Genomic DNA, 25305 nt, shown 5'->3' on the forward strand with positions numbered 1-25305 from the left:
AATAAAGGAGGTATTCCAGGTTGTAGCCATCCCTTCAGACAGAAAAACATAAATATAAAATTTTCACTGGAGAACATTTATGAACATTATTGCCATTACCGCCTGTCCTACAGGTGTCGCCCACACCTACCTTGCCGAAAGTAATTTAAAAAAAGCGGCTAAAAAACTGGGCCTGAATGTATTAGTTGAAACCCAGGGCGCGATTGAAAGCGAATATATTTTCAGCGACGACGATATTCATCGGGCGGACGTCGTGTTAATCGCCGCAGATAAAAAAGTTGAGATGGCGCGCTTCCAGCATAAAAACGTGATTGAGGTGCCCGTTACCCGTGCCGCGAAGGACGCTGAAGGCCTGTTAAATGCCATTGTTAACGGCGAACTGGCTCCGAGGCTGGTAGACGCTGCGCCGCAGGCCAGTGCATCGGAACCGGCTAACAGTGCCCGTGAGGCGTCCGGTTCCCGTTCCTGGATTTCAGAGATTTATGTGCACCTCATCACCGGCGTGAACCTGATGATCCCGTTTGTGGTGGCGGGCGGCATTCTGATCGCGCTGAGTTTTTCATTCGGGATTACGGCGGCCACACAAGGGGACGCGAACTTCAGCCCGATAGCGAAGATGCTCTCTGACATTGGTGGCGGTTCCGCCTTTGCCCTGATGCTGCCGATTCTTGCGCTGGGGATCAGCCAGTCTGTCAGCGGCAAAGCGGGCATCGTGGCGGGCGCCGTGGGTGGGATGATGGCGATCCACACCGGCTCCGGCTTTCTTGGCGCGCTGATTGCCGGCTTCCTGGCCGGATACATCACGCTGCTGATCAATAACCATATCCATCTGCCCAAAGCGGTCGCCGGACTGAAACCTATTTTAATCGTGCCTCTGCTGAGCGTGCTGCTGACCGGCGCACTGATGGCGCTGCTGATTGGTGAGCCGATAAAAATGCTGCTCGGCTGGCTGACCGATTTCCTCAGTTCGCTGGGTAACACCAATGCGGCCATTCTCGGCCTGCTGTTCGGCATGATGGTGGCCTTTGATATGGGCGGCCCGCTGAATAAAACCGTCTGTATGTTTGCGATTGGCCTGATGTCGAGCGGGGTTTACGGACCGATTGCCGCCTGTATGGCGGCGGGCATGGTGCCACCACTGGGCATCGCGCTGGCAACCACCCTCTTCCGCCGCAAATTTACCGAGCAGGAGCGCGAGACCGGCAAGGTCACCTACATCCTCGGTCTGTCATTTATTACCGAAGGCGCGATCCCATACGCGGTCGCCGATCCGCTGCGCGTCATCCCGGCCATCGTGGCGGGCTCCGGATTAGCGGGCGCCCTGTCAATGATGCTGGGCTGTGCTTCCCGCGCTCCGCACGGCGGCATTTTCGTCATCTTCATTCCTAACGTGATCAGCAACGTCATGGGTTATCTGTTTGCGATTGCCGCAGGCAGTTTGCTGACAGCGCTGATCCTGCTGTTCCTGAAAAAAGATATCTCCGTTCCTGCAAAACAAGGATAAAACCTATGCTTTACAACATGAAAGATCTGCTCAGCGTTGCCCAGCGTCATCAGTTTGGCGTTGGCGCGTTTAACATCGCCAGCGCGGAGTTTGGACGTGTGGCGGTTGAGACTGCCGAGCGACTGGATTCACCGCTGATTCTGGAGATCCATCCTGAAGAGATGGCCTTCACCGGCCCGGAATTTATCGGCTATCTGCGGACGCTGGCGATTCAGGCGCGTGTGCCGGTAGTGATCCATCTGGACCATGGCCGCTCGCTGGAAGAGGTGATGAAAGCGATCTACGCCGGTTTTACCTCGGTGATGATTGATGCCTCGTCTCACCCTTTCGAACAGAACATTGCGCTGACGAAGAAGATTGTCGAGATAGCGCACACGATTAATGTCTCTGTGGAAGCGGAGCTGGGCACCATCGGTGTAGCAGAAGGCAGCGGCGAAGGTGGCAGTAACGAGATTCTCTACACCGATCCGCAGCAGGCCGAGACCTTTGTGCGCGAGACCGGCACTGACACGCTGGCGGTCGCCATCGGCACCTCGCATGGCCTCTACCCCAAAGGGAAGCAGCCGAAGCTGGATATCGAGCGCCTGCAGCAGATCCGTAAGGTGGTTGATATTCCGCTGGTGCTGCATGGTGGTTCGGGCAACAAAGACAGCGAGGTCGCGGAGTCGATCCGTTATGGCGTCGGTAAAATCAATATCTCCAGTGATATGAAGAAGGCGTTCTTCGTGGCGCTGGAGCAGGAACTAAAACAGGGCGGGCACGAACCTAATGCTCTGTTTGTTAAACCGATGCAGACGGCAAGTGAAGTGGTCGCGGCGAAGATGGCGCTGTTTAGTTCGGTGGGGAAAGCGGCGTTGTATCGGTAAGGGGTTGGTGGCGTGGATGGTGGCTTGAAGACTGCCAGGGAGGCTGGGAAAAGGCACCGATGAATAGGTGCCTTTTTTAAATGTTGTACAACCGGATAACGCGGTCGTAACGTTTTTCGAGCATGGATGGAGGTCGTCACTAAATCCCCCATTACACCCCGGTAACGTTTTAATTAGTGCTTCACTGCCAAGGAGAACTTAGCTATACCACAGGAAACAGGATTTTAATCTCAGGACCGAACATTCCAGTCATCCGTATACTGCACATTACCATCAACGTAACGCCAGGTGATTTTGTCGTACATCAGGGAAAGGCTTTCCATATGGTTGATCTGCGAGTTTCCTGCCATTTTAACATTTGGCATCCCCGGATTAATGCCAGTCACCTTCACCCCTTCGATAGTCATAACAAAATAGCATTCCTCTTGCCCGGCATTGTTAATGCGATACCAGCGAATCTCCGCACTTTTCAGCGTCTGACCAGTAGCAACGGCTTTGTATAAGTATGGGCTGGCGCTATCAAACTCTTTTTCAATCATAATGGGAGAGTGTGATCGCTTGCCGGTGATTTTACCGTTGGCACTATCCACTGGAATATTTAAACCGTGACTGAAGCCAACAATTTCGATAGAACCATCACGATCCTGAACGTCTACAGATCCCTTAATATCTGCACCGCCGTCATCTTTAAGCCACATGTAAGCTGGAATAGGCATTTTACAAACTCCTTTTGAATGTGAATTTCTTCATAATAAAGTAATAGCAGAAAATGGCTAAAATCAGGTTGAAAGCCATAAGTGCAGCCATAGCAACATCTGAAAATTTTTCTATGTCCGGAAAAACAACCTGGTAAGGTACAAAGCGGACGAATAACCAAAGCAGCATTACAAAAATGATTATTTTTATCAATCGTCGCACGGTAGAGAAAGCCCACTCTTTAGGGAGGCAAGATGGGTTCACTTTGTGAGTAAGGCCGTTAAAAAGGGTGATAATCGCACTCATAACCGGAATGCTGATTAGAGTATTAATTAAAATAGAAAAGTAATCCCGCAACGACTCCCAGGCCTCTAAGTCAGATTCACCCAGAATGAAATGGGTAACGTTCAGAGCGCTTTGGAAATCAAATAAGGCTGTTATAGAGTCAACTAATCCATCATAGGGAACTTCTTTAGCAACGAACAGCATAATCACAGTAAAGAGCGCTAATTTTATAAAGAGACTAAGGACATGTTTTGCCATTGGCAATTACCTCAATCGTTCCATAGGCCTTTAACTTCCTCATACAAGGAACCTCTATTTTCCGGGTCCTTAATAATGCATTGCGTAACAGGGAAAAATCAGAATCATGCGGAAGTGTGATACAACCCTCAGAAAGAACGCCGGGGTGCAAACGAAAGTTACCACGCTTAACGCTATCAACCCAGGTGTAATCATCAATTGCCCAATCATCCCGCCATATTGCAAACCATTCGGAATGCCTGAACGTAGCACCGCTGGCAAAATGATTATAAATATCCCTTACACCGGCATTTAGTTGTGATCGGAGACCTCCCTCAGGACGGTCAACAATCCAGTATTTACCCGCTGGTACAGGCCCCTCTTTAGGAATCATTCCACAGGCACCACGATTACGATAAGCACCATTGCCAGAGAACGCTAAAAACGTTCCCACACCCGGAAAGGATAACGGTGAGTAGTCAGCATCATTAATAACAAACTTTCCATGTAGAGCCATTGATAATCCTTACATCTATAATCCTTTGTGCGCTTATCCTACGCTGGTGAAAAGAAAATGAGCAATAATTTCCCCTGGAAAAAGTCTGAGTTTAAGAAACAGGATGATTATGTTAGCAATAAGTCACTTAACAGATGTAATTAATATGCGTTTATGGCTTGTTATTTAACCTGAGAGTAACAGAGATGTTATAGCTCAACAACCATGTATAAATCACAAGCTTGTAACAAGCTTACTATTAATTAATATTCCACGTGTACTGCATGGCGGTTCGGGCAACAAAGATAGCGAGGTCGCGGAATCGATCCGTTATGGCGTCGGTAAAATCAATATCTCCAGCGATATGAAGAAGGCGTTCTTCGTGGCGCTGGAACATGAGCTGAAGCTTGGGGGTCACGAGCCTAATTCCCTCTTTGTTAAACCGATGCAGGCGGCGAGTGAAGTGGTCGCGGCGAAGATGGCGCTGTTTAGTTCGGTGGGGAAAGCGGCGTTGTATCGGTAAGGGGTTGGTGGGGGATTGGTTGCGAGTTGAGTATGGGAAAGGCACTGATGGATCGGTGTCTTTTTTGGGTTTTGAGAAGTGAGCTTTAAATAAGTATCAGGTCAGTAAGCAACAGCCATCAATGAAAAGAGATCTGCTCATCGCTCTTCTTTTGTATGCCAGAGATCCACGATGTAGATGGCATTATCACGAAGTTCGTAGTGAATCTCGTAGTCATCCAGTATCACCTTTCGAACTTCCCGAGGTTCATATCGAACCTGCTGTATGCCGATTGCTGGGTGTGCCTTGAGGCCAGCACTGCCGGTTATCAGGCAGTCTAAGACATCATCAGCATGCTGGCGGCTGTACTGAAGAGCAAAACGGTAGATGCGTTCCAGGTCATCCTGAGCTTTAAGCGTCCAGTAAATTTCCATTTATCAGCTTTTCTTTAAACGATTACCAAATTCAACAAGGTCAGAGTGACTTACTACACGCCCGGCATCTACATCGGCAAGACCAGCCTGAATGCTCTGATGACGCCGTTCCCTTTCAGCCAGCATAGTGGTCAACGCTTCCTTGATGATCCAGCTTTTAGAACGATCCAGCTCCACAGCCAGATTTTCTACAGCATTAGCCAAATCGGTGGGTATCTGTGCGCTAATGGTCTGTTTTGTAAGAGAACCCATAGAGATCACCTCTTTTAATAACAGTTAATAATTTTTATTAAGTCTAGCATGGGTTTGTCTATAAAAACATCAGAGCTTATTTTGCGGGCAGCATCCTGAGGTTTGTTTCGCACTAATTGTCACCTATGGACTGGTCTGATAAATGACTATGCGATCTCACTATATTGGGCGGACACGAACCTGATTCAATGTTTACGAAACCGATGCACGGGCGATCGTCCTCGTCAGCCGGGTTCTTGCTGGCAGAGCGTTTGATTACAGCAGAGTGGCTGGGTCGGTGGAGGATTAAGGGTGATAAGGTTTAGTTACTTCCCGTCTGAAACGTCAGCTGGCGGCGCTGAAAGAATAGCGCAGCGTTTATCCAGTAGCGACTCAACGGAAGCCCGATTGCCCTTATCCCAGCCGCGCCGGGTGGTTAGGAGGATAAACCCTTTTTCTCCCGAAAACGTCGCCGGGATGAGCGCCACACCAGACTCTGCCAGCTGCGGCGGGGACAGCCGGAAATGGCGTGCCACGGAGGCAACAGGATAGATCCCCATCGCCGTAGGCTGCATAACGCGGCGGGCATAGTAGGTGTGGTTCATCAAACGGTCGGGCAAGGGTCGCCAGTCATTATTAATATAGGGCCGCTCGGCCTGAAGCTGGCGATAGACATCTTCCCGCAGGCAGGTCAGATGAATATGCAGTTGATTCTGGCTGCGGCCATAAGCGGAATTCAGCGCCATGCCGAGCCGATCCTCAGGCACTTCAGCGCCATAGGCCGCCATCAGACGATAGCGCATTAACCAGGTGTAGCCGAAATAGTCAGGACGTCCGGGGCGCGACAACGCAATGCTCTCAATGCCGGACATTGCCACCGTGGGCACCAGAATAAAGTGCAGCCTGTGGCGAGGATTCTGGATGATGCTGTAGCCCTGTGTGCTGTCTTGCGGCAGATAGATTTGCTGGCAGGGAGCCGGATCGCGACGATAGTGATAGTTGTTCATGCAGAGGTCATGCGTTACCGTCCACAGCGCGTCAGAGCGGGCGCATCCTGTCAGCATCAGCGCGATGACCAGCGGCAGAGACCTGCATTGCCACAATAATTTCCCGTTCAGCCGACTCAATTATTCAGAACCCTGGTCAGCTCAACCTCATGGGTTGTGGGATTAAAGTACAGATAGAACTGATCCCCATCCAACTGATCAGGCCTTGCCCATATTTCCTTCTCGCCCAGACTGCGATTTTGCTTCACGTATCCCAGCTTTTCGAGATAAGCCTGCAGCGATGCAGTATCTGTAGCCCCCTTAAATATGATGCTATTTGAAGGTGAGTAACCGTCGCCAGGGTGCGCTTCAAAATAGTAGTTGTCCGTTATACGCGGCGCGTTTTCAATGTCCTTGTCTGTCAGTGTGTGATAGCTGAAAAAGTCATTTTCTTTGTAGACAGTCGTTTCATCAGAGCCCGATGCAACAAACCAGACAAACAAGCCAATGAGAATGAGGACGGCGGCAGCCACAAGTGCGGACCACTTAAACAGGTTTTTCATTGCCTCGCCGCCATGAATAAGAGTGATGTCCCATCATTGGTAACTATCTTAACTACCGCAGATGTGAAGTCGTTAAGCCTGGCCTGATGACATGCGTGCGTTTATGAGAATCAAAGGGCCGCTGATTTATCAGATTGAACATCATAGGCGAAATAATAACGTTCTCCAGTTGTGAACTTAAACCCGAACACAGGAAGGTACTCACCTTTTGGAATATAAACAGGCTTGTCATCAAAAATTTTGTGAAGAGAGTTGCTTTTATCGCTGTTGATTTGAATGGCAGTAATCCTTTCTTGTGGCTCCAGTGGCGACACCACACAAACTTGCTTGTCTTTGATAAATGCCGTTGTAGATTCTCGCTCCACCATTCGGTCGCCAGGCCCAGGGCATCCCGTTAAGAAAAATACGACACCCAGCATCATCTTGTTTTTCATGATTAACGCCCCTTCCCTGTTACGATTTTCTGATAAAGCGAGGGGACATCCTGCAACATATCATTGCCCCTGTACATCCCCATGCGCCCTGGCCTCTGATAGAAAAACCACTTATCAATCCCATAAACCAGTAGTAACCAATAGTCAGCTAAAATAGAGACTTGCTGTTCAGGAGAGTAATCAGGTTACTGGCCTACTTACACGACCTGATGTGCCTCCTGCTGATTAACACTCGCTTGTCATCACCTATATGACCAGTGAAAGCGCAGGCGTTAAGCCGGCTGCAGGGTTGACCTGAACGTTTGCCATCAGGCCCTATGTCCGAAACCCACAGGGGTTAGCACAGCAGAACTGACGACCCGATAACGCCGGGTAGCCGAAGGGGTGCATGAGCATCAGGATTTAAAAACAGTCAGCAGTCAGATACTGACTCGGTGTCTGTTTAATTACTCCTGCCAGCATGAGTTTTGTTATGAAAAATGCTGCTGTCGGTTCACTCCAGTCAATAATAACTTAAAATCGCGAATCATTATTCGAATGTTCCTGCTGTCCCCACAGATTTTTGTGAATCCCGATAATTCATCTGTAGTCTTGTAAGCTGCTCTTTCCATCCGTTTTGTAAAGCAAAAATATCAAGAATATTGCTGGCAGATGTCGTTTGCACTGTACTTTAACTGGTTTAAAATACGATTAGCAACAGCTAACGAAGCGGATTATACTGGTTTATCCACTCATCCCGGAGGTAGATACTGACGTGAAGGATACATACTACAACGATACAAGAATCAATTTGTTAATCCAGAATGAACTGAATGCGTTCTTTGAGGATTACAAGGGTGTTATCTATGCCTACGCCATTATGAACAAGAAAGACCCTTCACAGATGCGTATTATAAATAACAACCCTGAGTGGTTTGATATATACCTTGAAAGAAAATATCAGTTTATTGATCCTGTCATTATTCAGAGTTTACGTTGTGTTGAAGATTTTTTTTGGGAAAACAACGTCATTCTGTCAGGCGGCTACAATCTCACGCGAATTTTCAATGAAAGCTTTCAATATAATATTTTCCAGGGACAGACATTCCCTCTGCATGACTACCTGAACAACCTGGCTTTGCTATCCATTATCAGTCAGAAAGATTCTGGTATCGACATGGAAAAAAATCGTTCAAAAATAGTTAGCTTTCTTATTAAATTACATCAGAAGACGCTTAACTTATACAGTCAACACAATCAGAAAAAGAACGTCTTTTTGTCACCGCGTGAGCGGCAGATACTTAAGTGGGTCGGCGCCGGGAAAACATACGCCGAAGTTGCGGTCATTTTATCTATTGCGGAACGCACCGTAAAATTTCATATGGGCAACGTCATGAAAAAGCTCGGAGTGAATAACGCCACACATGCGGTAAAACTTGGAACGGAGCTCCGGCTGCTGGACAACTGAGCCAGCGTTACTGGTTAAAGATGGCGTAAATGCCGGGACATCTCACGAAGCCAGCCACTGGCTTTGTCCCTGGTGATAATATCTTCCACGATGCTCATGCTGGCAGGCATGAAAATGTAGTAGATAACTTCCCCTTTTTCAGAAAGGCCTTTTTGAATAACTTCTATTTTCCAGTTTGCATGGCGAAATATTGCATACATGCCGCGACTTGCCACAGCGTACATCCCCCGATAGTTTCTCTTCATGCAATAAAAAATCATTGCAAGGAATAACACTTTACTGGCGGGCAAGCCATGAAGGCCTGCAGAGTCACGTCTTTCTTTATCTAAAAACAGCCGGCTAATCTCACAGCAGGGGATATCTGTGGGGAGACCACTTATACCCTCGAAATATTCATGAAAAATTTCGCTCATCATCGTCGGCTGCGTCGAATCTATAAACCGTGCACCACATAGCAACTTCCCGTTATGTATGCCCAGCAGGTAAGTCGTATTTTCGTTGTCAAATTGATCCTTTTCCATGCCGTCAATGCATTCGACTTTCCAGTCGAGCCTCTCACGAAATGTTTTTCTTCTGAGCCGGTAGAGTTCGGTTGCTAATTCTGGCGGAAATTCATCGTAATCACGCAAAAAAAACTCAATAGCAGAATTCATTCATTCATTCCTGATAATCACACATGGGAACCATTACCCCTGTCTTTTAAGACAGCTTTTATTACACCTGCACAGACCCTATACTTAAAAAAGTACCTGACCACCAGGCACTCACCATGCTTAGCGGTCAGGAGGTCAAAGACCAAGTCAACACCAGGGAAAACCCACCCGCGATTATCTGATATTTCAGGTACCGGGTACAGAGTGCAATAAGCGCTCAAACGATAATTATATTAAAATACGAAAAACATCAATTAACTATAGTTTAATTATTGCCCTTTATAATTTTAAGGGGCAAGCTTTCCTGTTGAATTGACTAAAGCAACTATTATCTAATCTGTGATACAGGTTAACCGGGGGTTTCCCCGCCTGACACTAATCAGTTGCTGAAGACATCGCCGCCAAACTGTTCAGCCGTTATACGAAACCCCTCACTATTATCGTTACAGATACCGCCAGCAGCGAGTAACGGCCGACGTTTTTGATGTTAAGCGTTCCGTAGGTTACTGGGTGGCTGCCTCCCGCCTCCCACGCTGAGCTGCCTTAATGAAGTTGGCGCAGGTTTTCCGTCAGAGCGTCGGTGATCGCGCTTACTCACTGCAGGATTAAACGCACCGATAATGTTTTCGCTCCACCGAATTTGAAGACATTTTCATTGCCGCAAATTAACTTACCGTTGTCGTCAATGTAAAACAGCCCGGCGGACAGAACAGACACATCATTCAGGCATACCACATCACCACACTCTATCATGGCTTTTAGTTGTTCCTTTGACCGCTCTCCGTGTCTGGAAAGCGTTCCGGATTATCTATCGACAGGCAAATCAGACGGTTTTCTGGCAGGCTCAATCCCGTATAAGCATCCCTGTGTTGTCTCTTTCATTCCCAGGGGGATAATCGGACTGCAGGAAAGTGAATTAAATAATCTGGCAACGAAAACCCGATGTCCCGGTGGAGGTATACCAGAATACAGTGAGCAGGTTACAATGCAACTCAATCAATTGCGCATGCACGTATTTTTTGGCAAGAAAATCTACGAGTTAGCCGTACATGTCATAATAATTTAATGCACAATGTGAGAGGATTTACATCATTCAATTTATAAGTAATTTTTTAACTTCTGCCAGAATTAATTCACACCTTATAAAAACCATTTCTTAATGTTACTTTTCCTCTCAATCGCTCTGACTATAATCTGATAACCAATGAGTGTTACCATTGTACATATCACTAATAGCGCAATCCCCACGAAACCCTCGATATCACGCTGATTAAATAGCTTTGCTAACTCTGTCCAAAACTGCTGCTCTCCTTGTGTCGATGGATCTGACGGTCTTACCAGAAGGAACGTCATTACAAACAAAGATACTGCGATAAGGATTCTAAACCCCGCTGGGACACGTTTTGCTTCCATTTAAAACCACCTCAATTGTGCCAAAAGACATTAGTCCATTACGTAATTTCACTTGTGAAGTAGAGAGCAATGCTTGCCGAATAGCGATGAAATCAGTTCTGTGTTGCAAAGTGATACAACCTAAAGATACACCAAGAGGCCCGCGAGGATGTAGTCTGAAACTCCCTCGTTCTACATTATTAACCCACATATGGTCATCTATCCTTCCATCATAACGATACAAAGCAAACCATTCATACTTGATAACTGGCGTTGAAGTAGGCCATGAGTAGAAATCATGCAAGTCAGTTCGGATTATACCTTTCCAGCCACCGCTTGGGCGCTTAACGATGTGATATAAACCATCAGGTATTGGCCCGTTGTCTGGAACTGCAATGCATCCTGCACGATTGCGATATTCCCTGTTACCAGAGTACGCCATAAACGTCCCTATCCCATACATGAGTAAAGGTGAGTAATCTGCATCATTTACAGTGAAAATTCCTTTTAATGCCATGTCTGGCTCCTTCTACTTTGATCATTTTATAGATGAGTGTGATTTATCATAATGCCTCATCATAAAATGAAAATGATCTGCGTCTAATATTCAACACAATCATGAGTTAGTGACATATCTAATATTTACTGTATTTCTATTTCGCCAACGTGCTGAAAAATCTGATAGACTTTGATAACTCAGTGCTGAATATAGATAACACTCTTTATAATTCTACCGCCAGATTTCCTGCACCAGGTTTAGAAAGTAGCTTTGTGAATAGTATGCTTACGGAGAGTGTCGGGGCAAAAAAATCGGCTCTGGCCTCACGAAGGATGCTGATTTGGAATGCCATTTTTATACGCACGTCTTCAAATTTCCGATGAAGACAGCACTAACATTGCAATATGTTAATTAATGGTAAGCAGGTCAAAACCAGTCAAAGTGATGGCATTCTGTTCGCCACGTAATATTTAATATCATCGTAAGCTGGCGATGACCGCTGAAGATGGTCAGGTATTGAATACTCGCTTCGATCAGGGAATGGGATACTGTGCATTAACTTTGTATCACAGCGGTATAGCTTTAAGTTCAGCGATAACGTTTCTTTGCGGTCAGGTAATAAGGCGCTGGTCTGCAAGGAGGAAAATGTGGTCAACAGCGAAGAAAGTTAGGCAACTGATGTATTTGTGGAAGTGATCGCATCCTGATAGTTAACCGCTCCCGATGCGATATCGGGAGCGTCTTTCCATTCAGACGACTTTCTGTTTACCGGCAATGACCTGAATAAACTCCTGAACCTGCTTTTGTTTCCGCGCTGACAGCTTGCATACCTGGCGTAGAGACTGCATCAGTTCGCTCTCCTGCCGGGCGGTGAGCACAATACAACCTTCCATTACCTTTACATCTACTGCTGTGCCCGTGGCAAAGCCGGCTGCTTCCAGCCATTGTCCTTTCATAGTGATAGCGGGTATACGGCTGTAATCCGGATAGCGGCTTGCATAGCTAACGGTTAATTGCCGGTTATCTGCAGGAGAGACTTCTGGTTCAGTCGGTTGTGCAATAGAATGGGCGTCAGTCATGATTACTATTCCTTCTAAATAGTGATTGTGATTAGCGGCGCGGGTGTGTTGGCGCACATCCGCGCCGCGCTAAATACCTGTATATATCATCAGGAAAGAGAAGAAAAGTCCAGCTAAAAACAGAGTGAAATAAGTAAGTTATAAAATCATTTTATTATAAATCGTAAGGTTTATCTGGCAGGAAATAATAAGAAACACGCCAGAAAAATTGCTCAAGAGCATTAGCCCTGGATATCATAAAATCACCAACAGCTATTTTTCCTGACTCAATAAATAGAGAGTTATCAGGGAGAGTTTAACTTTCTTCCTCATTGTATTCTACCCAGGTTACTGCACTACTCCTTACAATCTCATATTGTTGCTCATGAGATGGTGTTTCAATACATTTAAGAATTTTCCCGGCCTCAATTTTTCAGTGTATGGCTTAAAGCCGATTTATCCCAATTATCGAGGTTAAAATTGTTGCCGTGATTCAGTCAGGTTTCCATTTAATGCTGCAGCCAGTACAACTCACTCAAACCAATACCTTCAACCCATGCTTCTGCACTACGGTAAGCAATTTCAGCGATAATCCACCTGGACGCTTTACCCCACTTTCCCATTTCTGCACCGTTGACACACTGGTGTTCAGATAGCTGGCAAAAACGGGCTGGCTGACGTTCAGCTTCTCACGCAACGCCTTAATCTCGATGGGTTGCAGCTCATCCACATTGTTGAGGCACGCTTTATCAAAGTTGCGCATCTTTTCCTGCGGGATAGCATCGACGCTTAATAATCCAGAAGCCGCGCTGTGGATGGCCTCAAATGCAGGACTGTTAAATTTACTTTTTGCAGTCATGGCAAATCTCCACCAGTTCATTCCTCTTAATCAGTGCCGTGATCTTTTCATCGCTAAGAGCAGCATAGTGCTTTGCTAACTCGCGAAATCCGGCCAGCTCGCGATTATCAATATTTGCCATATCCTGTTTGTCATAAAGGAACGTGTAAAACCAGTGCTCCCCACCTTTCGCCAGGATAATGGCGCGATCGAGATTCTGGTTCAGGCGCTTCTTGTAAACACCACCACCAGGATGATTGGTATTTTTCCTGTATGACCTCTCTGTTAGAGGTGCCAGACAATAATTTACATGTAGTCCCAAAATACCTTTTGATTAGTCGCCTGAATATCGCCAGACACTTCACTCTTCTTAAATGAAGGGATAGTCTTAAACCTCACTCAACATCGGTCGTTTTGTAAGCTGTGTGCAATGGTAGCGCTAATAGGGACATTATGCTTCATCACTATCAGGCAAAATCAGCGAATGATATCTACCTTGATGACTTTCCCGACATCATCCACCCGGATATGGCAGTGCGTTACCTTGAGGAGACCGCTCGGCCAAATAGAATCATCCGGGAGTGGGATTTACCGGGCAATTATGGTCTTTTTGTCAGCCGATATCGTCAGTTCCACTTTCAGCAGCCCTGGATGGCGTACCGGGACGTGCTGGATGACATTCGATCCGGGAAGGTTGTTTTACTGGGAAATGACGCAATTGGTCATGTCATAACGGGGGTGCAAACATCCTCTGGCAACCTCCGAAATGACCTGCCTTTGTTTCTCCACTCCCGGCTTAGCTACCTCATCACACATCAACTAAAACGTCCGGTGTACTGCGTTCTTCCGTCAGCACCCATTCAACATGCTCAGGCTGCAAAAACCATCAACAGTAAAGCAGCGGGTCGGCTTCTGGCCGCTGGGGGTGTTTACAACGGCAATATTGAGGGATTCAGGAAGACCGCAGAGCAACTCGGCGGGGATGCACCAGCGGGTTACGAACAGGTCATGGATAACAAGGGGTTACTTATCACCGGTGCATCTGTTGCTGCCGGGCTAACAATGGGAAGAATGCGATTTCCTGAGTTAGAGAAACCAGAAGTATTCGGGGCTAAAGGCACATTTACGTCAAGAACATTTGACCCAGAAAAAGCAGGTGGGGCAATAGAGCACCTGACAACAGACGGAATAAAAATCACTCATGAAGGGATTCAAATCGTAGAAAAACACATATCACGGTTTGATCCCGATCCTGGCAACGACTTTATGGTTTCCAGATTGAAAAAAATTGCAAACGGTGAAATACCTCCTGAAAAAGTAGACTTGAATTACTATACTCATGAGTGTCGAGAATATCAGCGTTACTGTAATTTAGGTTGGGAAACAGGCAGGCCAGCCGATGACATTGAATCTTATGATTTATGGAACAACACGCACACTGCAACTCTCGAAGATTATAGAATAACTGGCGATGACCTTTATCATCCGGATGCCCCATCATGGTAAACAACACTGAACTAAACATTCTTAAGCTGTTAGCTTCAAGAAATGACGTAAATTGGAATTGGTATAATCTTGATCGCGCTATGTCAAAGCGAAAAATGGATGGAGTGGGTAATGTTGCACGGCTTATTAGGGGCTTATCCGAAGCGGGATTAGTTGACATAATACCAAGAACCCCAGCAGGTATGGATCACTATCAGATATCAGAGCAAGGCTCTCGACTTCTGGAAGAACTTGATCATCAAGATTTAATCCAGACCGATTTATCATAACAGTCGTTTCAGGAACCGCCTCAGAAGCTCTGTTGGCGGTTCAGCCATTCATTTTTGGTTAATGGCTTGATGAAGTATCTCGCCTTAAAACATTCCGGGAAGGCGTCATTCACACTTGGCATAATTTCTCATGATATCAAAGAAATACGTGTTAACCACTACAAAGCTCAACGTCCTGAAAATCATGGCAGAAAAAGACATAGACTGGACATGGATGATACTGGATCGCACCCTTGCTACACGGGGTATTCCCGGATTTAGCAATGTTGCGACGATAGTAACCAACCTGACGAACGATGGAATGGTAGATACTGTTTATAACGAGACCTCATCAAAACCAAGGTATCGCGTATCTGAGCAAGGACACCAGTTATTGGGGCAAATCGGCAAGGTTATAAACCCATCCGATATCCCATGATTTGTGGCTAATTATTATGGATACGAGACATCTCAGGCTTTGCTGTATGGACCTTCATATAACCATGGCTACGAAAAATCTTTCTTCCGGATCATGTGCAGGTAAAACCTTATCGAAACGGGATGGACCCCAAGATCTGCCTGCATCCATTACCTGATGGGGATTGAGGCAGGTTGATTCAGGCTTTGGAAGCATAAATCCCAGACACAAAAAAAGCCGCCCTTGAGCGACTTTAATTTCCATACCTGGTGCCGAAGGCCGGAATCGAACCGGCACGCCTCGCGGCGGTTGATTTTGAATCAACTGCGTCTACCGATTTCGCCACTTCGGCACTGAAGGGTATGCGGAAAACGTTGAGGATTATACCGTTACCCCCTGTTTCCGCAACCCTTATCGGCAGGCTAAGGTGCAACTGCTGAAAAAAACGTCTTTCGGGTTCTCAGCGACGCTGCGTGACATCCTTGTCAGAAATTCTTCGCTTACTTCGTCCGCTGCAAAGCACTCACGTCAGCCATCAGTTTCACTGGCGTAACAAAAGCGCTAACCCGAAACAGGCTTCACATCCGTTACCAGCGTCGGCAGATCCCAAGTGCCGCCTGCATGGATATAACGACACATACCGGTCCCGCCGTCATAGCTTTTGCGAAAAGCCTTGCCGTCCCACACCCAGCTTTCCTGGCTCATACAGTCACCGATCCCCCGGCCTTTTTGCACATTGGTAATCTCGCCCTTGTCGTAATCCGAACCGGAGATGGTCACCAGCACTGGCTGGCCTTTGAGTTGGTTATCAATGACCCAGTAGCCATATCCTTCGTTATAAGCGGCACGCCAGCAGAGCGCCGAAAGCAAAGCGTGTGTGTCGTCCAGTGGCGTAAGAGTGAGTCCGTCAGTTTCCGGATCGCTGTTTTCTGCAGGTGAATACAGGCTGTCGCACGTGTCATCGTCATTATGATTGACCGTTGCAAGCAGTCGGGTTTTCAGCGCGTCCATTTCTGGTGCGGTCAGCAAACGGGGTTCGCCACTGAGGGTTTTAGCCGCCTGAATAACCGGTGCGGGCACAGCCTTAGCCACGCTGCTTTCCGGTTTACTGCCCTTTTTGGTGAGCGCGCCTGGCGTGCCGATACGGCCCTGTACGTCGTCCGCTTTCAGCAGCACGGCATAAGCGCCCTCGCCGGAAAGCAGGAAAGGCTTTGTGCCGCCTTTAAATTCGACTTTACCGCTGCCTTTGACGGCGCTGATTACCGCAGCGGTCTGGCTGGCAGACAGCCGCCAGTTATCATCAGCCGCCACCAGATCGCCTGCTGATTTTCCATCGATCCACAGTGTGAGCTTTTGCGCCGGCGCGCTGTCATCTTCGGTGTCGCCCAGCGTCACTTCTCCCACTGGCTCCGTTCCAGGTCCAGCGGCACGGGTAAGCAGGATGGAGCCAGAGGGATCCTCTTCTTTGGCATAACCTGCAATGCGACAGGTCAGGGTGTTATCACAAACAACTTCCCAGTCTTTGTGCTCAAGCGTTTTTCCGCTCTGGGCGGCCTGAGCCGACAGGGAGAACGCCGCCAGCACGAAAAGCATCGGTTTATAGTTCACTTTATTCCCTCAGGTTGTATTTCTGATATCAGCACAGGTATCACTCTTTCACCATCGGTGTGAGGGAACCCAAAGCCATTGTTAATCGCCGACGGGCTTTGAAAAAAGGCTACGCCCCGTCCTGGGCGATGCGCCTATCGGGTAACTCTCTCTTTTTTGTTAAGCGCTTCAACCAGCACGCTATGCAGCTGGCCGACAGAGAGATCGCGGATGACAGGCGCAGGAATACCGCGCAGTCGTCTGCAAAGATAAACAATGCCAAAAAAATCGATGCCTTCACTATGGAAAAGATATTCGTTTTCTTTCAGAGAGAACGCCTTCCTGAAACCACCTTCTTCTGCAGAAAAGCTCACGCCGAAAACTTTTTCGGCCTCCTCCAGCAATTCAACACCATCATCGCCGGTAATCCCCAGATCCTTTTCCAGCCAGGTATTTTCATCGATTATTTCACGTCTGCATCCTGCAAAATCTCGGACAAAAGCGATAACGTCAGCTAATGGGGGTTCCATATCTTTGCTCCTGCTAAAGCGCTCCGCACTATCCTGCCAATTTACAGTCGTCCTAAGGTCATTTCCTGCACCTCAGCCGCTGGATTGGCCTCTTTCACGGCGGCAAGAAAACCGGCAAAATCCCGATTAAAAAGGGTGTAGTTGTTCAGGACTCTGAACTCCCTTTCGGTGCTATAAGACCCGGTGACATAACGAACCAGCCATACCCGGCGACTGCTGACTTCAGTTCCGGTGACTTTTATCCTGATAATATTTTCCAGCGGAACTTTGCAAAGTGTTTCGCCTTCACGCTGCTGATACAGGAAGTCGCTGTCATAGTAATAATCTTCCGTGTTCATGCCCAATTTTTTCAATATCGGAGTGTTAGCCGATATCTTTTTCATCTCGCCAGGAGAAGGAGGGAGCCCTTTTTTAAAGGGCAAAGGCCTGAAGAAAGACCAGATGAGCAAAATGATGAACACTAACGACAGCAGTGAAATAATAAACGAAAAAATCTGATGCATTTAAATGACCCGACCTGTTCGGATAGCTCCTGATTATATCGAAGAAGATATGACGCCGTTATCCGTTTTTACTGCCCTGCCCGATCATCTTTCAGTGCAGTACGATCTGTCTGACGCGTACCAGCGACAGAAATTGCTGCGCACCTGCCCCACAACTGAATTGCCTGAATAAATCCGGCGATGGCCCAACGTTTTAGCCTGAGCATCCTCCCTCTACTTACCTCTCACGCTGATGTTGTCTTGATTGCCTTACAGCGCCTGTTCGCCCTTAGAAACGCTCCAAACGCCTCCCCACCTTTACGGTTTACATTTACCTGCATTTGTTATGTGATCCTGTTACATGAATTCCTCGAGCTGTCTCGCAAAACAGGATCCTGCATGCGCTTTTACCAGGCCGATCCCCGCCTTGAAAACTACTGGCGCGGCGTTATCCTTTTTGGCAAAAACGTCGCCACTTATAAATTTGCTCTTGCCCATGCGCTTTACGACCTGAAGCAGCCGGACAACGACCTGATTACGCTGGAAGCGCTGGCCGTGCCTTTTGTGCGGCATTTATGTGCCCACCTGCGTCATGCGCCAAAGCAGATCACCAGCAAAAGCAGCGAGTTTCTGGAGGCATGCAGACAATTCAACGCAGGCGAAATCAGCGAAGAGCAATTAATTGCTATTACCGTTAAGCGCGGGTTCGCTAACGTCATCGATGCTTTTCACAATGTGAATCACGCCGAGATCGACAAACGCTTTTTCATGGATGAACGGCGAAGCCTTAAAGGCATCCGGCTGACGGAGAACTTTTATCAGCTGACGGAAAACGAACAGTTTGCCAGTCTGAAAGCGGAAACGGATGCCAGATGGCGGCTGGTAGAAGAAGCCTGGGCGATGAACGTTTCACGTAACCTGATTGCGGTTGATTATGACGATAATGACAAGATGCTTTTCAGCCGCCAGAGCGGTCGCCGCGTCACCATTACCAGCTGCCGCAGCAGCCTGAACGGCTACCAGAAAGGCCGGTGCTTTTACTGCTTTCGTGCCATTGGCGTGACGGGTGGCGAAGAGAACCTGGCGGATGTCGATCACTTTCTGCCGCTGATGCTCAGCGAGCAAATCGGCAACCTCAACGGCGTCTGGAATCTGGTGCTGGCCTGCCAGACCTGTAATCGCGGCGCACAGGGTAAGTTTGCGCGTATCCCTTCGATAACACTTTTGCAGCGACTGCATGATCGAAACGAATACTTTATTAACAGTCATCTGCCACTGCGGGAGACGTTAATCCGCCAGACAGGCGCAACGCCGATACTGCGGCATAGTTTCCTGCAAAACAGCTGGGATACGGCAAAATTTTCCCTGCTCCACGAGTGGCAGCCAGCGGCACAAGGGGACAGCCTGTTTTGAGCAACGAAGATTATTACCGACAGAATGCTCAACGATTTTTTACCGATACGGCAAGCGTGGATATGTCTGCGCTTTACCCGCCTTTTATTGACTGCCTGCCGCCGGGCGCTCGCATTCTTGATGCAGGCTGTGGTTCAGGTCGTGACGTTAAAGCCTTCAGCGAAATGGGTTTTGCCGTCGAAGCCTTTGATGCCTCGGCGGAGCTGGTTGCGCTGGCCCGCCAGTTATCCGGAAAGCCTGTAGCGCAGATGCGCTTTCAGGATGTGGATGCGGTTGAAAGATATGACGGTATCTGGTGCTGCGCCTCGCTACTGCATGTCTCTCAAGCTGAACTACCCGGCGTCATGACAAAACTGGCCATAGCGCTGAAGCCTGGCGGCGTCGGGTATCTCTCTTTTAAACATGGCCACGGCGAACGGGAAAAGGATGGGCGCAGATTCACAGATATGGATGTGGCTGGCTTACAGAAACTGGTAGACCGGGTAAACACACTCGGCGGTGACATTCTGACTAAAAATAAGATGGGGATAAAAAGAGAGGCTGGCTCTGAGGGCATAATGGGGAACAGGTTCGCACTTGAAACAGAAAAAACCTGGCAGACCGGTGATGTACGAGCGGGACGCGGCGACGAAGCCTGGCTGAATGCGATTATCAGGAAAAAATAACGCAAAAGAGCCAACCTCTCGGTTGGCCCCTTCTTGCATCTTGCATGCTCAGCATCGGGCATCAGCGGTGCCCATTAGCGCCTGTTGTTGTCAGGATAAGCGCCTCAATGCGAGTGGTCGTGCAGTTTATTCCCGACCTTATCCTTCACTTCGCTGGCTTTCTCACTCACCTTCTCAGTCAGGCTCTCTTTGTGGTCACGGTTATGCACCCCTGGCGACTGCGTGCCTGCGGCGGCGGTCGCAGGTTTTACCCCTGCGGTCGTACCCGGCAGTTCGCGCTCCAGACCACCTCGTGCATGGTCGATATCCACTTCCTGACGACGCACCGTGTCGTTAATGGTCTCGGTACGATCGCTGCCGTCGGTACGGACCACCACTTCTTCTTTCACGTGGGTCGTTTTGTTGATTACCGGCTGCTCATGGGTCTCAGCGACCTCGACGGTTTTCTCTGACCAGTCCACTTCACCAGCCAGCGCGGGTTCATTCACCGAACGGCGGAAGATGTCGGCGTGCTGCTCATGCAGCGAGATATCTTCAGATACGGTATCGGTCACGGTATAGCGGCGAACACGAGTAGAGCCTTCGCTCACCAGACGTTTACCCACTTCTACCTGCTCTTCGGCCAGACGCAGAATATCAGCTTCGCTCTCATCACCGGTCAGTGAGGTGCGTCGCGGTTCAACCTGGCGGTCGTTGGTCTCACCGGCAAACTGCTTACCGGCCGTCGTCGGGTTGATGCCCGGCGCGGTGGTGCCATTCTCAACCGAGCTTTGCATACGTGACGGAACGTCCACCGAGTCATGAGAATGGAGAATGGTCATGGCGCGAGCCAGCTTCTCCTCCTCGGTGCGGATAGTCAGCACTACGCCGCCCTTGTCCATCGCTCTGGTGTAAACATCGGCCTGCTCTTTATCAACGGAGTGACCAAACAGACGCTGCCAGATGCTTGGATGGCGGATAGAGTGTCCTTCCTCCTGCAAACGTTCTCCACTGATAAGACTGATGTCCCGATCAGAAAAGCCTGCTTTCACGAGATTTCTTTTCGCGGCCTCTGCCTGAATTGCAGAATCGAACAGTGTTACGATTTTTTCATGTGCCATGATAGGTTCCTCTCTGTTAGCTAATTTGATCGTCATCTCTTTCAACGTTCACCTGCTGCTCACGTCGGGTCACCACTTCCTGAAAAGGAACATTCTCCTGCACTTTTCGGATGTGGATCTCCTCTTTAAGCACCAGCTTTCTGACGATTTGGATTTCTTCCTCTACTACCGGGACAATCAGTACACCGTTCTCTTCCCTGATTTCGGGCATCGTTTCAACAGGTTGCGCTTTCGCTACATGCTCAACCTCAACCTTCTCCCGGTTAAGCAGTGTACTGATGACCTCGTCATGCTCAGTTGTGGAACGGGTAACACGGACATGTCCATCCACAATCTTTTGCTTCGTCAGGGCTATTTGCTCTTCAGCGAGTTTAAGCGTGACCTCTGCATTATTATTGTGCTCTGGCTGTCCAGCCATAATATCGCTCCCGTTAAATTAAATATCTGCCACAACTGCCTGACACAGTGATTAAGCATGAACACTCTGGCTGATTTCGCAAGCCGGAATAATAAAAAACTCCGCTAACTCAATTTAATTACGGCACAGAAAATTGCATCAAAAAACAGCAACCTGGCTTAAATCACCGCTACGCTAAAAATAAAAAAACCTAAAATACATTCAGTTATATAAAAGTAATTCCTCAGGTAAATATTACCAACCCAGACGCAAGCGCTTAGAAAACACGCTATAAGCAAAGCGGTAACTTTAATTTAAACCAGGACAATTCCTGATAAAAATCGCAAGGATATTAAATAATGTTTCCGCGGGATGTACTTATTACTGCCTTCAGAAAATCACTTCACAGAATAATAACACCCACAAGCATCTGAATATTTTATCGCTCTTATTACAGAAGATTCCCAAAGTGCTATTTAAGACGCTTTTTATAAAAGGAAGTCAGGAACTTTCTGCTCTTCAGCCTTTCTTAGGAAAACTGAATAAGCACATACCGAGGTTGAAATGAAGCAAGCACAACGCAGTGCGTGGGGATGGGGACTGGCGGCACTTCTGGTCGCAGGCAGTGCATCAGCGGCAAGCTGGCAGGATCAGCTGAGCAGTGCAGCATCGCAGCTCAGCCAGCAGAACAACGGCAGCACCACCGGCACCACGCAGCAGAATGGCGGCATGTCGCTTTCTACCATTACCAGCATGCTGGGTGGCGGCGATAAAGCGGTCAGCGCCAACAGCATGACCAACGCCGCCGGTGTGATGCAGTACTGTGTCGAACATAACGTGGTGAAAAACAATGTGCAGTCGGTCAAAGATCAGGTGCTGAGCAAGCTCGGTCTGAACACCACCACCGCGCAGGAACAGAAAACCGACTACACCCAGGGCGTGGCCGGTCTGCTGAATACCGGTAATGGCCAGCAGTTGAATCTGCAAAGCCTGAGCAACTCGCCGATGGGTGAGAAGCTGAAAACCAAAGCCTGTGACGTGGTGCTGAAGCAGGGCAAAAACTTTATCTCGTAATCTCCTTCCCTTCTCTCCCCTCTCTGCTCTGAGGGGAGCGTTAAACGCCCCCATGCTGTGATGCCTGACATTCCCTTAACCTGGGGTTGAGCGCTATAGTGTTGTTTTGATTTCTACAGGACAGCACGCATGAAAGGCATCAACATCGCACTTTACTTCGACCCCGATCAGATTCAGGCCTGCGTTCACGAACAGGACGACAGCTATGTCACCAAAAAATTCGAGTATGACGATGGCGTGATTGAAGAGATCTACCAGTGGCTGGAGCAGTACGAACCCAAACGTACTCACATCTGCGTGATTGAAAACGAAACCGCCGAGCTGCTGGCCGATGAGCTGGTCGACAGCGGCTTTCGCGTTCATCAGGTTACCATGCATCAGCTACTGAGCTGGTTCGCTACCGAGCCGCCATCCACGCCAGACGGCACGCCAATGCGCGCCATGCTGCGTTTCCTGGAAGATGAACATCCGCGTGAATATGAGTCGCGCACGCCGCAGACCGAAGCGCTGATGGAGATGTTCGACGAGCTGGACGCGCTGGAGATGGTGGATGACGCCGACGATGAAGACGCGCTGCCAGGCGATCTGCTGCGCGCCATGAAGAAGCACAAAATCACCGCCAGCGCTGCGGCCCAGCGTCTGCTGCCGGACATCAATGAGCGTATCCGCGAGCATCTGATGCAGTATCCCGAACTGATGACGCCTGAAATCCTGCAGGACTTCTTTCCGGAACTGCTTGAGGCGCTGGAGCGTCCGAAGCACTAATCACCACGGAAAAGGCGATTTGTCATGCTGGAGTTAATTAAAGCAGTCAGTCTGGGGCTGGTGGTGATCCTGCCGCTCGCCAATCCACTCACCACCGTGGCGCTGTTCCTGGGGCTGGCGGGTGAGATGAACTTCCAGGAGCGCAACCGACAGGCGCGCCAGGCTTCTATCTATGTCTTCGCCATCATGATGGTGGCGTGGTACGCGGGCAGCGCGGTGCTGAATACCTTCGGCATCTCCATTCCTGGCCTGCGCATGGCGGGCGGTCTGATCGTCGCTTTTATCGGTTTTCGGATGCTGTTCCCGGCTAAACCTGCCGGCCATTCTGTCGAAGCAAAGCAGAAACTGGATGAGCTGGATGAAGCCAAAGAGCCGGTGAATATCGCCTTTGTGCCGCTGGCGATGCCGAGTACGGCCGGGCCGGGTACCATTGCGATGATCATCTCTTCCGCCTCGACGGTAAGAAGCGGCGTCGACTTTCCGGCCTGGGTCATCACCGTCGCGCCAGTGCTAATCTTCCTGCTGGTGAGTCTGATTCTGTGGATTTCACTGCGCAGTTCGGGTGCCATCATGAAGCTGGTGGGTAAAAGCGGCATTGAGGCGATATCGCGCCTGATGGGATTTTTACTGGTCTGTATGGGCGTGCAGTTTATCATTAACGGCGTGCTGGAAGTGGTGCGCACCTTTCACTAATCCGGAATTTCCCCTCTCCGAACGGGCAGAGGGGAAAGCTCGATTACTTCAGCGTTTTACGCACTTCAGCAACCTGATCTTTGCTCACCGCTGGCGCGGTGTTGCTCCAGCCCTGACGAATAAAGGTCGCCAGCTGCGCCACCTCTTCATCACTCAGACGCTGACCAAAGCCTGGCATCGCCAGTTTCGACGGGGCCTTCGCGGTGGAAGGCTGCTGTGCGCCGGCCAGGATGGTGTGGATCAGACCGGTTGGATCTTTGGCATTGACGATCGTCGCCTGATCCAGCTCCGGGAAGATCCCCGGTGCGCCTTTGCCGGTCACGAAGTGACAGGCACCGCAGTTATCCAGATAGAGACGCTCGCCTTCGCTCAGGTTCTTCGCGGCAGTGAGTTTCGCTTCCGTTGCCTGCTGCGCCTGCACGTTGTACGCCTGCAATGGCGGGTTGCCGCCCAGGAACTTCAGGTAGGCCGCGATGGCTTTCAGATCGGCGTCGGTCATGTGTGAGCTGCTGTGCTCAATCACCGAGGTCATCTCGCCGCCCACCGCCGCTTTATCGTTACGGCCGGTCTGCAGGTAGTCCACCACTTCCTGCTCGCTCCAGCGTGGCAGGCCACGCAGTGACGGCACATCCCAGTTGTTCAGGCTGCCGCCTGCCAGGAATTTATCGTCACCGCTATCCAGCGCTTTCTCGTTCATGCCCAGACCGCGCGGCGTATGGCAACTGCCGCAGTGGCCCAGACTCTCCACGATATAGGCACCGCGGTTGACCTCTGCTGACGCACCACCAATCGGCTGGAATGGCTTATCCGAGGCGAACGCCCAGTTCCAGAAACGCATGCCCCAGCGCTGGCTGAACGGGAAGCTCAGATCGGTTTCCGGCGGCTGTTCTGCGCTTGGCTGCACGCCTTTCATGAAGTAGACGTAAAGCGCGTGGATGTCGGCATCACTGATTTTGGCGTAATCAGGATAAGGCATCGCCGGATAGAGATGCGAACCGTCCGGTAATACCCCTTTGCGCACCGCGTCAGAGAACTGCTGCTCGCTGTAGTTGCCAATACCGTGCTGCTTATCGGGCGTGATGTTGGTGGAGAAGATGGTGCCAAGGTTCGACTCAATCGCCAGCCCGCCCGAATAGTCAGGCTTGCCAGGCAGTGAGTGGCACGCCATGCAGTCGCCCAGCCGCGAGAGATATTCGCCCTGCTTAATCAGTTGCGCTTCATCTTCGGCGTGAACCGGCAGCGCAAATCCGCTGGCTAACAGCACCGCGTTGGCAAAGATAAAAGATTTCAGTTTCAGCTTATTCAT

29 protein-coding genes, 1 tRNA gene and 3 pseudogenes are annotated in these 25305 nt (G+C 49.2%); 13 read left to right on the plus strand and 20 right to left on the minus strand.

Annotated features, from left to right (window positions below; genetic code table 11):
• The first annotated feature begins 79 nt into the window (after positions 1–79).
• Both ACVKSX_RS19660 and ACVKSX_RS19665 read left to right on the plus strand, forming a co-directional pair.
• The gene (locus ACVKSX_RS19660; RefSeq protein WP_354438989.1) at positions 80–1504 is read left to right on the plus strand and encodes a PTS fructose transporter subunit IIC; all 1425 of its coding nucleotides are present in this window, start codon (positions 80–82) and stop codon (positions 1502–1504) included.
• A 5-nt stretch (positions 1505–1509) separates the two neighbouring features.
• Complete coding sequence (locus ACVKSX_RS19665; RefSeq protein ID WP_354438987.1) at positions 1510–2370, plus strand: ketose-bisphosphate aldolase; 861 nt, start codon at positions 1510–1512, stop codon at positions 2368–2370.
• Between the two features lie 230 nt (positions 2371–2600).
• On the opposite strand, the gene ACVKSX_RS19670 is transcribed toward ACVKSX_RS19665, so the two are convergent.
• From ACVKSX_RS19670 to ACVKSX_RS19680, 3 genes are read right to left on the minus strand one after another with little or no spacing between them, the layout of a single operon-like run.
• Complete coding sequence (locus ACVKSX_RS19670; protein WP_287061189.1) at positions 2601–3086, minus strand: Hcp family type VI secretion system effector; 486 nt, start codon at positions 3084–3086, stop codon at positions 2601–2603.
• Between the two features lies 1 nt (position 3087).
• Complete coding sequence (locus tag ACVKSX_RS19675) at positions 3088–3609, minus strand: hypothetical protein (RefSeq protein ID WP_354438986.1); 522 nt, start codon at positions 3607–3609, stop codon at positions 3088–3090.
• Positions 3590–4105 (minus strand): DUF2778 domain-containing protein, encoded by a 516-nt coding sequence (locus tag ACVKSX_RS19680; protein WP_307381026.1) that lies wholly within the window; start codon positions 4103–4105, stop codon positions 3590–3592. The genes ACVKSX_RS19675 and ACVKSX_RS19680 overlap by 20 nt, the downstream gene beginning before the upstream one ends.
• 238 nt (positions 4106–4343) lie before the next feature.
• Between ACVKSX_RS19680 and ACVKSX_RS19685 the strand changes: the two are divergent.
• Positions 4344–4607, plus strand: a pseudogene (locus ACVKSX_RS19685) (class II fructose-bisphosphate aldolase); the annotation flags it as partial.
• Positions 4608–4744: 137 nt separating this feature from the next.
• Here the strand turns inward: ACVKSX_RS19685 and ACVKSX_RS19690 are convergent.
• From ACVKSX_RS19690 to ACVKSX_RS19710, 5 genes are all read right to left on the minus strand, one after another.
• Positions 4745–5020: a type II toxin-antitoxin system RelE/ParE family toxin gene (locus ACVKSX_RS19690; protein WP_307381028.1), complete on the minus strand. Its 276-nt coding sequence runs from the start codon at positions 5018–5020 to the stop codon at positions 4745–4747.
• A 3-nt stretch (positions 5021–5023) separates the two neighbouring features.
• The gene (locus ACVKSX_RS19695; RefSeq protein WP_022625341.1) at positions 5024–5272 is read right to left on the minus strand and encodes a CopG family ribbon-helix-helix protein; all 249 of its coding nucleotides are present in this window, start codon (positions 5270–5272) and stop codon (positions 5024–5026) included.
• 305 nt (positions 5273–5577) lie between these two features.
• Positions 5578–6315, minus strand: a complete 738-nt coding sequence (locus tag ACVKSX_RS19700; protein ID WP_354439085.1) for a CDP-diacylglycerol diphosphatase — start codon at positions 6313–6315, stop codon at positions 5578–5580.
• 59 nt (positions 6316–6374) lie between these two features.
• Positions 6375–6800 carry a hypothetical protein gene (locus tag ACVKSX_RS19705; RefSeq protein ID WP_307381032.1) on the minus strand — a complete coding sequence of 142 codons (426 nt, stop codon included), beginning with the start codon at positions 6798–6800 and terminating at the stop codon, positions 6375–6377.
• Positions 6801–6910: 110 nt separating this feature from the next.
• A complete protein-coding gene (locus ACVKSX_RS19710; RefSeq protein ID WP_307381034.1) occupies positions 6911–7234 on the minus strand; it encodes a putative T6SS immunity periplasmic lipoprotein in 324 nt (107 codons plus the stop codon).
• A 754-nt stretch (positions 7235–7988) separates the two neighbouring features.
• Between ACVKSX_RS19710 and ACVKSX_RS19715 the strand changes: the two genes are divergently transcribed.
• Positions 7989–8681, plus strand: coding sequence for a helix-turn-helix transcriptional regulator (locus tag ACVKSX_RS19715; RefSeq protein WP_061703595.1), 693 nt, complete (start codon positions 7989–7991; stop codon positions 8679–8681).
• A gap of 14 nt (positions 8682–8695) precedes the next feature.
• Here the strand turns inward: ACVKSX_RS19715 and ACVKSX_RS19720 are convergent, their stop codons facing one another.
• Both ACVKSX_RS19720 and ACVKSX_RS19725 read right to left on the minus strand, forming a co-directional pair.
• Positions 8696–9334, minus strand: a complete 639-nt coding sequence (locus ACVKSX_RS19720) for an acyl-homoserine-lactone synthase (protein ID WP_354438983.1) — start codon at positions 9332–9334, stop codon at positions 8696–8698.
• Between the two features lie 1381 nt (positions 9335–10715).
• Positions 10716–11243, minus strand: coding sequence for a DUF2778 domain-containing protein (locus ACVKSX_RS19725; protein WP_354438981.1), 528 nt, complete (start codon positions 11241–11243; stop codon positions 10716–10718).
• 411 nt (positions 11244–11654) lie between these two features.
• On the opposite strand from ACVKSX_RS19725, the pseudogene ACVKSX_RS19730 reads away from it, so the two are divergent.
• A pseudogene (locus ACVKSX_RS19730) lies at positions 11655–11896 on the plus strand (hypothetical protein); the annotation flags it as partial.
• 78 nt (positions 11897–11974) lie between these two features.
• On the opposite strand, the gene symE reads toward ACVKSX_RS19730, so the two are convergent.
• The 3 genes and pseudogenes from symE to ACVKSX_RS19745 all read right to left on the minus strand — a co-directional run.
• The gene (symE, locus tag ACVKSX_RS19735) at positions 11975–12304 is read right to left on the minus strand and encodes an endoribonuclease SymE (protein ID WP_033770916.1); all 330 of its coding nucleotides are present in this window, start codon (positions 12302–12304) and stop codon (positions 11975–11977) included.
• A 514-nt stretch (positions 12305–12818) separates the two neighbouring features.
• Complete coding sequence (locus ACVKSX_RS19740; RefSeq protein ID WP_354438980.1) at positions 12819–13142, minus strand: helix-turn-helix domain-containing protein; 324 nt, start codon at positions 13140–13142, stop codon at positions 12819–12821.
• Positions 13126–13371: pseudogene (locus ACVKSX_RS19745) on the minus strand (type II toxin-antitoxin system RelE/ParE family toxin); the annotation flags it as partial. The pseudogene ACVKSX_RS19745 and the gene ACVKSX_RS19740, both read right to left, overlap by 17 nt.
• A 203-nt stretch (positions 13372–13574) precedes the next feature.
• Here ACVKSX_RS19745 and ACVKSX_RS19750 point away from each other — a divergent pair.
• From ACVKSX_RS19750 to ACVKSX_RS19760, 3 genes are all read left to right on the plus strand, one after another.
• Positions 13575–14627, plus strand: a complete 1053-nt coding sequence (locus tag ACVKSX_RS19750) for a hypothetical protein (RefSeq protein WP_354438978.1) — start codon at positions 13575–13577, stop codon at positions 14625–14627.
• Positions 14621–14896 carry a hypothetical protein gene (locus ACVKSX_RS19755; RefSeq protein WP_033759756.1) on the plus strand — a complete coding sequence of 92 codons (276 nt, stop codon included), beginning with the start codon at positions 14621–14623 and terminating at the stop codon, positions 14894–14896. Before ACVKSX_RS19750 ends, ACVKSX_RS19755 begins: the two co-directional genes overlap by 7 nt.
• A gap of 184 nt (positions 14897–15080) precedes the next feature.
• Positions 15081–15314, plus strand: coding sequence for a MarR family transcriptional regulator (locus tag ACVKSX_RS19760; RefSeq protein ID WP_354439083.1), 234 nt, complete (start codon positions 15081–15083; stop codon positions 15312–15314).
• A 246-nt stretch (positions 15315–15560) separates the two neighbouring features.
• Here ACVKSX_RS19760 and ACVKSX_RS19765 read toward each other — a convergent pair.
• From ACVKSX_RS19765 to ACVKSX_RS19780, 4 genes are all read right to left on the minus strand, one after another.
• A tRNA-Leu gene (locus tag ACVKSX_RS19765) sits at positions 15561–15645 on the minus strand.
• A gap of 209 nt (positions 15646–15854) precedes the next feature.
• Positions 15855–16886: a DUF1176 domain-containing protein gene (locus ACVKSX_RS19770; RefSeq protein WP_354439081.1), complete on the minus strand. Its 1032-nt coding sequence runs from the start codon at positions 16884–16886 to the stop codon at positions 15855–15857.
• A gap of 149 nt (positions 16887–17035) precedes the next feature.
• Complete coding sequence (locus ACVKSX_RS19775; protein WP_069025766.1) at positions 17036–17410, minus strand: hypothetical protein; 375 nt, start codon at positions 17408–17410, stop codon at positions 17036–17038.
• 41 nt (positions 17411–17451) lie between these two features.
• On the minus strand, positions 17452–17913 hold the full coding sequence (locus ACVKSX_RS19780) for a hypothetical protein (RefSeq protein ID WP_354438977.1): 462 nt from the start codon (positions 17911–17913) through the stop codon (positions 17452–17454).
• 378 nt (positions 17914–18291) lie between these two features.
• On the opposite strand from ACVKSX_RS19780, the gene ACVKSX_RS19785 reads away from it, so the two are divergent.
• Together ACVKSX_RS19785 and ACVKSX_RS19790 are read left to right on the plus strand one after the other, a co-directional pair.
• Positions 18292–19305: an HNH endonuclease family protein gene (locus ACVKSX_RS19785; RefSeq protein ID WP_354438975.1), complete on the plus strand. Its 1014-nt coding sequence runs from the start codon at positions 18292–18294 to the stop codon at positions 19303–19305.
• Positions 19306–19367: 62 nt separating this feature from the next.
• The gene (locus ACVKSX_RS19790) at positions 19368–19970 is read left to right on the plus strand and encodes a class I SAM-dependent methyltransferase (RefSeq protein ID WP_354438974.1); all 603 of its coding nucleotides are present in this window, start codon (positions 19368–19370) and stop codon (positions 19968–19970) included.
• A 104-nt stretch (positions 19971–20074) separates the two neighbouring features.
• Here the strand turns inward: ACVKSX_RS19790 and ACVKSX_RS19795 are convergent, their stop codons facing one another.
• Both ACVKSX_RS19795 and ACVKSX_RS19800 read right to left on the minus strand, forming a co-directional pair.
• Positions 20075–21070 carry a YsnF/AvaK domain-containing protein gene (locus tag ACVKSX_RS19795; RefSeq protein WP_033770902.1) on the minus strand — a complete coding sequence of 332 codons (996 nt, stop codon included), beginning with the start codon at positions 21068–21070 and terminating at the stop codon, positions 20075–20077.
• A gap of 16 nt (positions 21071–21086) precedes the next feature.
• The gene (locus ACVKSX_RS19800; protein ID WP_010251609.1) at positions 21087–21488 is read right to left on the minus strand and encodes a DUF2382 domain-containing protein; all 402 of its coding nucleotides are present in this window, start codon (positions 21486–21488) and stop codon (positions 21087–21089) included.
• A gap of 543 nt (positions 21489–22031) precedes the next feature.
• Here ACVKSX_RS19800 and ACVKSX_RS19805 point away from each other — a divergent pair.
• From ACVKSX_RS19805 to ACVKSX_RS19815, 3 genes are all read left to right on the plus strand, one after another.
• Positions 22032–22541, plus strand: coding sequence for a DUF2501 domain-containing protein (locus ACVKSX_RS19805; RefSeq protein WP_010251612.1), 510 nt, complete (start codon positions 22032–22034; stop codon positions 22539–22541).
• Between the two features lie 129 nt (positions 22542–22670).
• Positions 22671–23306: a hypothetical protein gene (locus ACVKSX_RS19810; protein WP_010251615.1), complete on the plus strand. Its 636-nt coding sequence runs from the start codon at positions 22671–22673 to the stop codon at positions 23304–23306.
• Positions 23307–23330: 24 nt separating this feature from the next.
• Positions 23331–23999, plus strand: a complete 669-nt coding sequence (locus tag ACVKSX_RS19815; RefSeq protein WP_010671772.1) for a MarC family NAAT transporter — start codon at positions 23331–23333, stop codon at positions 23997–23999.
• A 43-nt stretch (positions 24000–24042) separates the two neighbouring features.
• On the opposite strand, the gene ACVKSX_RS19820 is transcribed toward ACVKSX_RS19815, so the two are convergent.
• The gene (locus ACVKSX_RS19820) at positions 24043–25305 is read right to left on the minus strand and encodes a c-type cytochrome (protein WP_033769526.1); all 1263 of its coding nucleotides are present in this window, start codon (positions 25303–25305) and stop codon (positions 24043–24045) included.

This window comes from Pantoea sp. PvP021, from assembly GCF_054056055.1.

Excerpts from the sequence above, each read along its gene's own strand:
- ACVKSX_RS19680 (WP_307381026.1), bottom strand. The coding sequence starts at position 4,105 with ATGGCTCTACATGGAAAGTTTGTTATTAATGATGCTGACTACTCACCG.
- ACVKSX_RS19660 (WP_354438989.1), top strand. The coding sequence starts at position 80 with ATGAACATTATTGCCATTACCGCCTGTCCTACAGGTGTCGCCCACACC.
- ACVKSX_RS19725 (WP_354438981.1), bottom strand. The coding sequence starts at position 11,243 with ATGGCATTAAAAGGAATTTTCACTGTAAATGATGCAGATTACTCACCT.
- ACVKSX_RS19695 (WP_022625341.1), bottom strand. The coding sequence starts at position 5,272 with ATGGGTTCTCTTACAAAACAGACCATTAGCGCACAGATACCCACCGAT.
- ACVKSX_RS19760 (WP_354439083.1), top strand. The coding sequence starts at position 15,081 with ATGGCAGAAAAAGACATAGACTGGACATGGATGATACTGGATCGCACC.
- ACVKSX_RS19790 (WP_354438974.1), top strand. The coding sequence starts at position 19,368 with ATGTCTGCGCTTTACCCGCCTTTTATTGACTGCCTGCCGCCGGGCGCT.
- ACVKSX_RS19785 (WP_354438975.1), top strand. The coding sequence starts at position 18,292 with ATGCGCTTTTACCAGGCCGATCCCCGCCTTGAAAACTACTGGCGCGGC.
- ACVKSX_RS19780 (WP_354438977.1), bottom strand. The coding sequence starts at position 17,913 with ATGCATCAGATTTTTTCGTTTATTATTTCACTGCTGTCGTTAGTGTTC.
- ACVKSX_RS19770 (WP_354439081.1), bottom strand. The coding sequence starts at position 16,886 with ATGCTTTTCGTGCTGGCGGCGTTCTCCCTGTCGGCTCAGGCCGCCCAG.
- ACVKSX_RS19800 (WP_010251609.1), bottom strand. The coding sequence starts at position 21,488 with ATGGCTGGACAGCCAGAGCACAATAATAATGCAGAGGTCACGCTTAAA.
- ACVKSX_RS19805 (WP_010251612.1), top strand. The coding sequence starts at position 22,032 with ATGAAGCAAGCACAACGCAGTGCGTGGGGATGGGGACTGGCGGCACTT.
- ACVKSX_RS19670 (WP_287061189.1), bottom strand. The coding sequence starts at position 3,086 with ATGCCTATTCCAGCTTACATGTGGCTTAAAGATGACGGCGGTGCAGAT.
- ACVKSX_RS19700 (WP_354439085.1), bottom strand. The coding sequence starts at position 6,315 with ATGCTGACAGGATGCGCCCGCTCTGACGCGCTGTGGACGGTAACGCAT.
- ACVKSX_RS19705 (WP_307381032.1), bottom strand. The coding sequence starts at position 6,800 with ATGAAAAACCTGTTTAAGTGGTCCGCACTTGTGGCTGCCGCCGTCCTC.
- ACVKSX_RS19810 (WP_010251615.1), top strand. The coding sequence starts at position 22,671 with ATGAAAGGCATCAACATCGCACTTTACTTCGACCCCGATCAGATTCAG.
- ACVKSX_RS19720 (WP_354438983.1), bottom strand. The coding sequence starts at position 9,334 with ATGAATTCTGCTATTGAGTTTTTTTTGCGTGATTACGATGAATTTCCG.
- ACVKSX_RS19690 (WP_307381028.1), bottom strand. The coding sequence starts at position 5,020 with ATGGAAATTTACTGGACGCTTAAAGCTCAGGATGACCTGGAACGCATC.
- ACVKSX_RS19710 (WP_307381034.1), bottom strand. The coding sequence starts at position 7,234 with ATGAAAAACAAGATGATGCTGGGTGTCGTATTTTTCTTAACGGGATGC.
- symE (WP_033770916.1), bottom strand. The coding sequence starts at position 12,304 with ATGACTGACGCCCATTCTATTGCACAACCGACTGAACCAGAAGTCTCT.
- ACVKSX_RS19795 (WP_033770902.1), bottom strand. The coding sequence starts at position 21,070 with ATGGCACATGAAAAAATCGTAACACTGTTCGATTCTGCAATTCAGGCA.
- ACVKSX_RS19815 (WP_010671772.1), top strand. The coding sequence starts at position 23,331 with ATGCTGGAGTTAATTAAAGCAGTCAGTCTGGGGCTGGTGGTGATCCTG.
- ACVKSX_RS19755 (WP_033759756.1), top strand. The coding sequence starts at position 14,621 with ATGGTAAACAACACTGAACTAAACATTCTTAAGCTGTTAGCTTCAAGA.
- ACVKSX_RS19775 (WP_069025766.1), bottom strand. The coding sequence starts at position 17,410 with ATGGAACCCCCATTAGCTGACGTTATCGCTTTTGTCCGAGATTTTGCA.
- ACVKSX_RS19820 (WP_033769526.1), bottom strand. The coding sequence starts at position 25,305 with ATGAATAAGCTGAAACTGAAATCTTTTATCTTTGCCAACGCGGTGCTG.
- ACVKSX_RS19675 (WP_354438986.1), bottom strand. The coding sequence starts at position 3,609 with ATGGCAAAACATGTCCTTAGTCTCTTTATAAAATTAGCGCTCTTTACT.
- ACVKSX_RS19665 (WP_354438987.1), top strand. The coding sequence starts at position 1,510 with ATGCTTTACAACATGAAAGATCTGCTCAGCGTTGCCCAGCGTCATCAG.
- ACVKSX_RS19740 (WP_354438980.1), bottom strand. The coding sequence starts at position 13,142 with ATGACTGCAAAAAGTAAATTTAACAGTCCTGCATTTGAGGCCATCCAC.
- ACVKSX_RS19750 (WP_354438978.1), top strand. The coding sequence starts at position 13,575 with ATGCTTCATCACTATCAGGCAAAATCAGCGAATGATATCTACCTTGAT.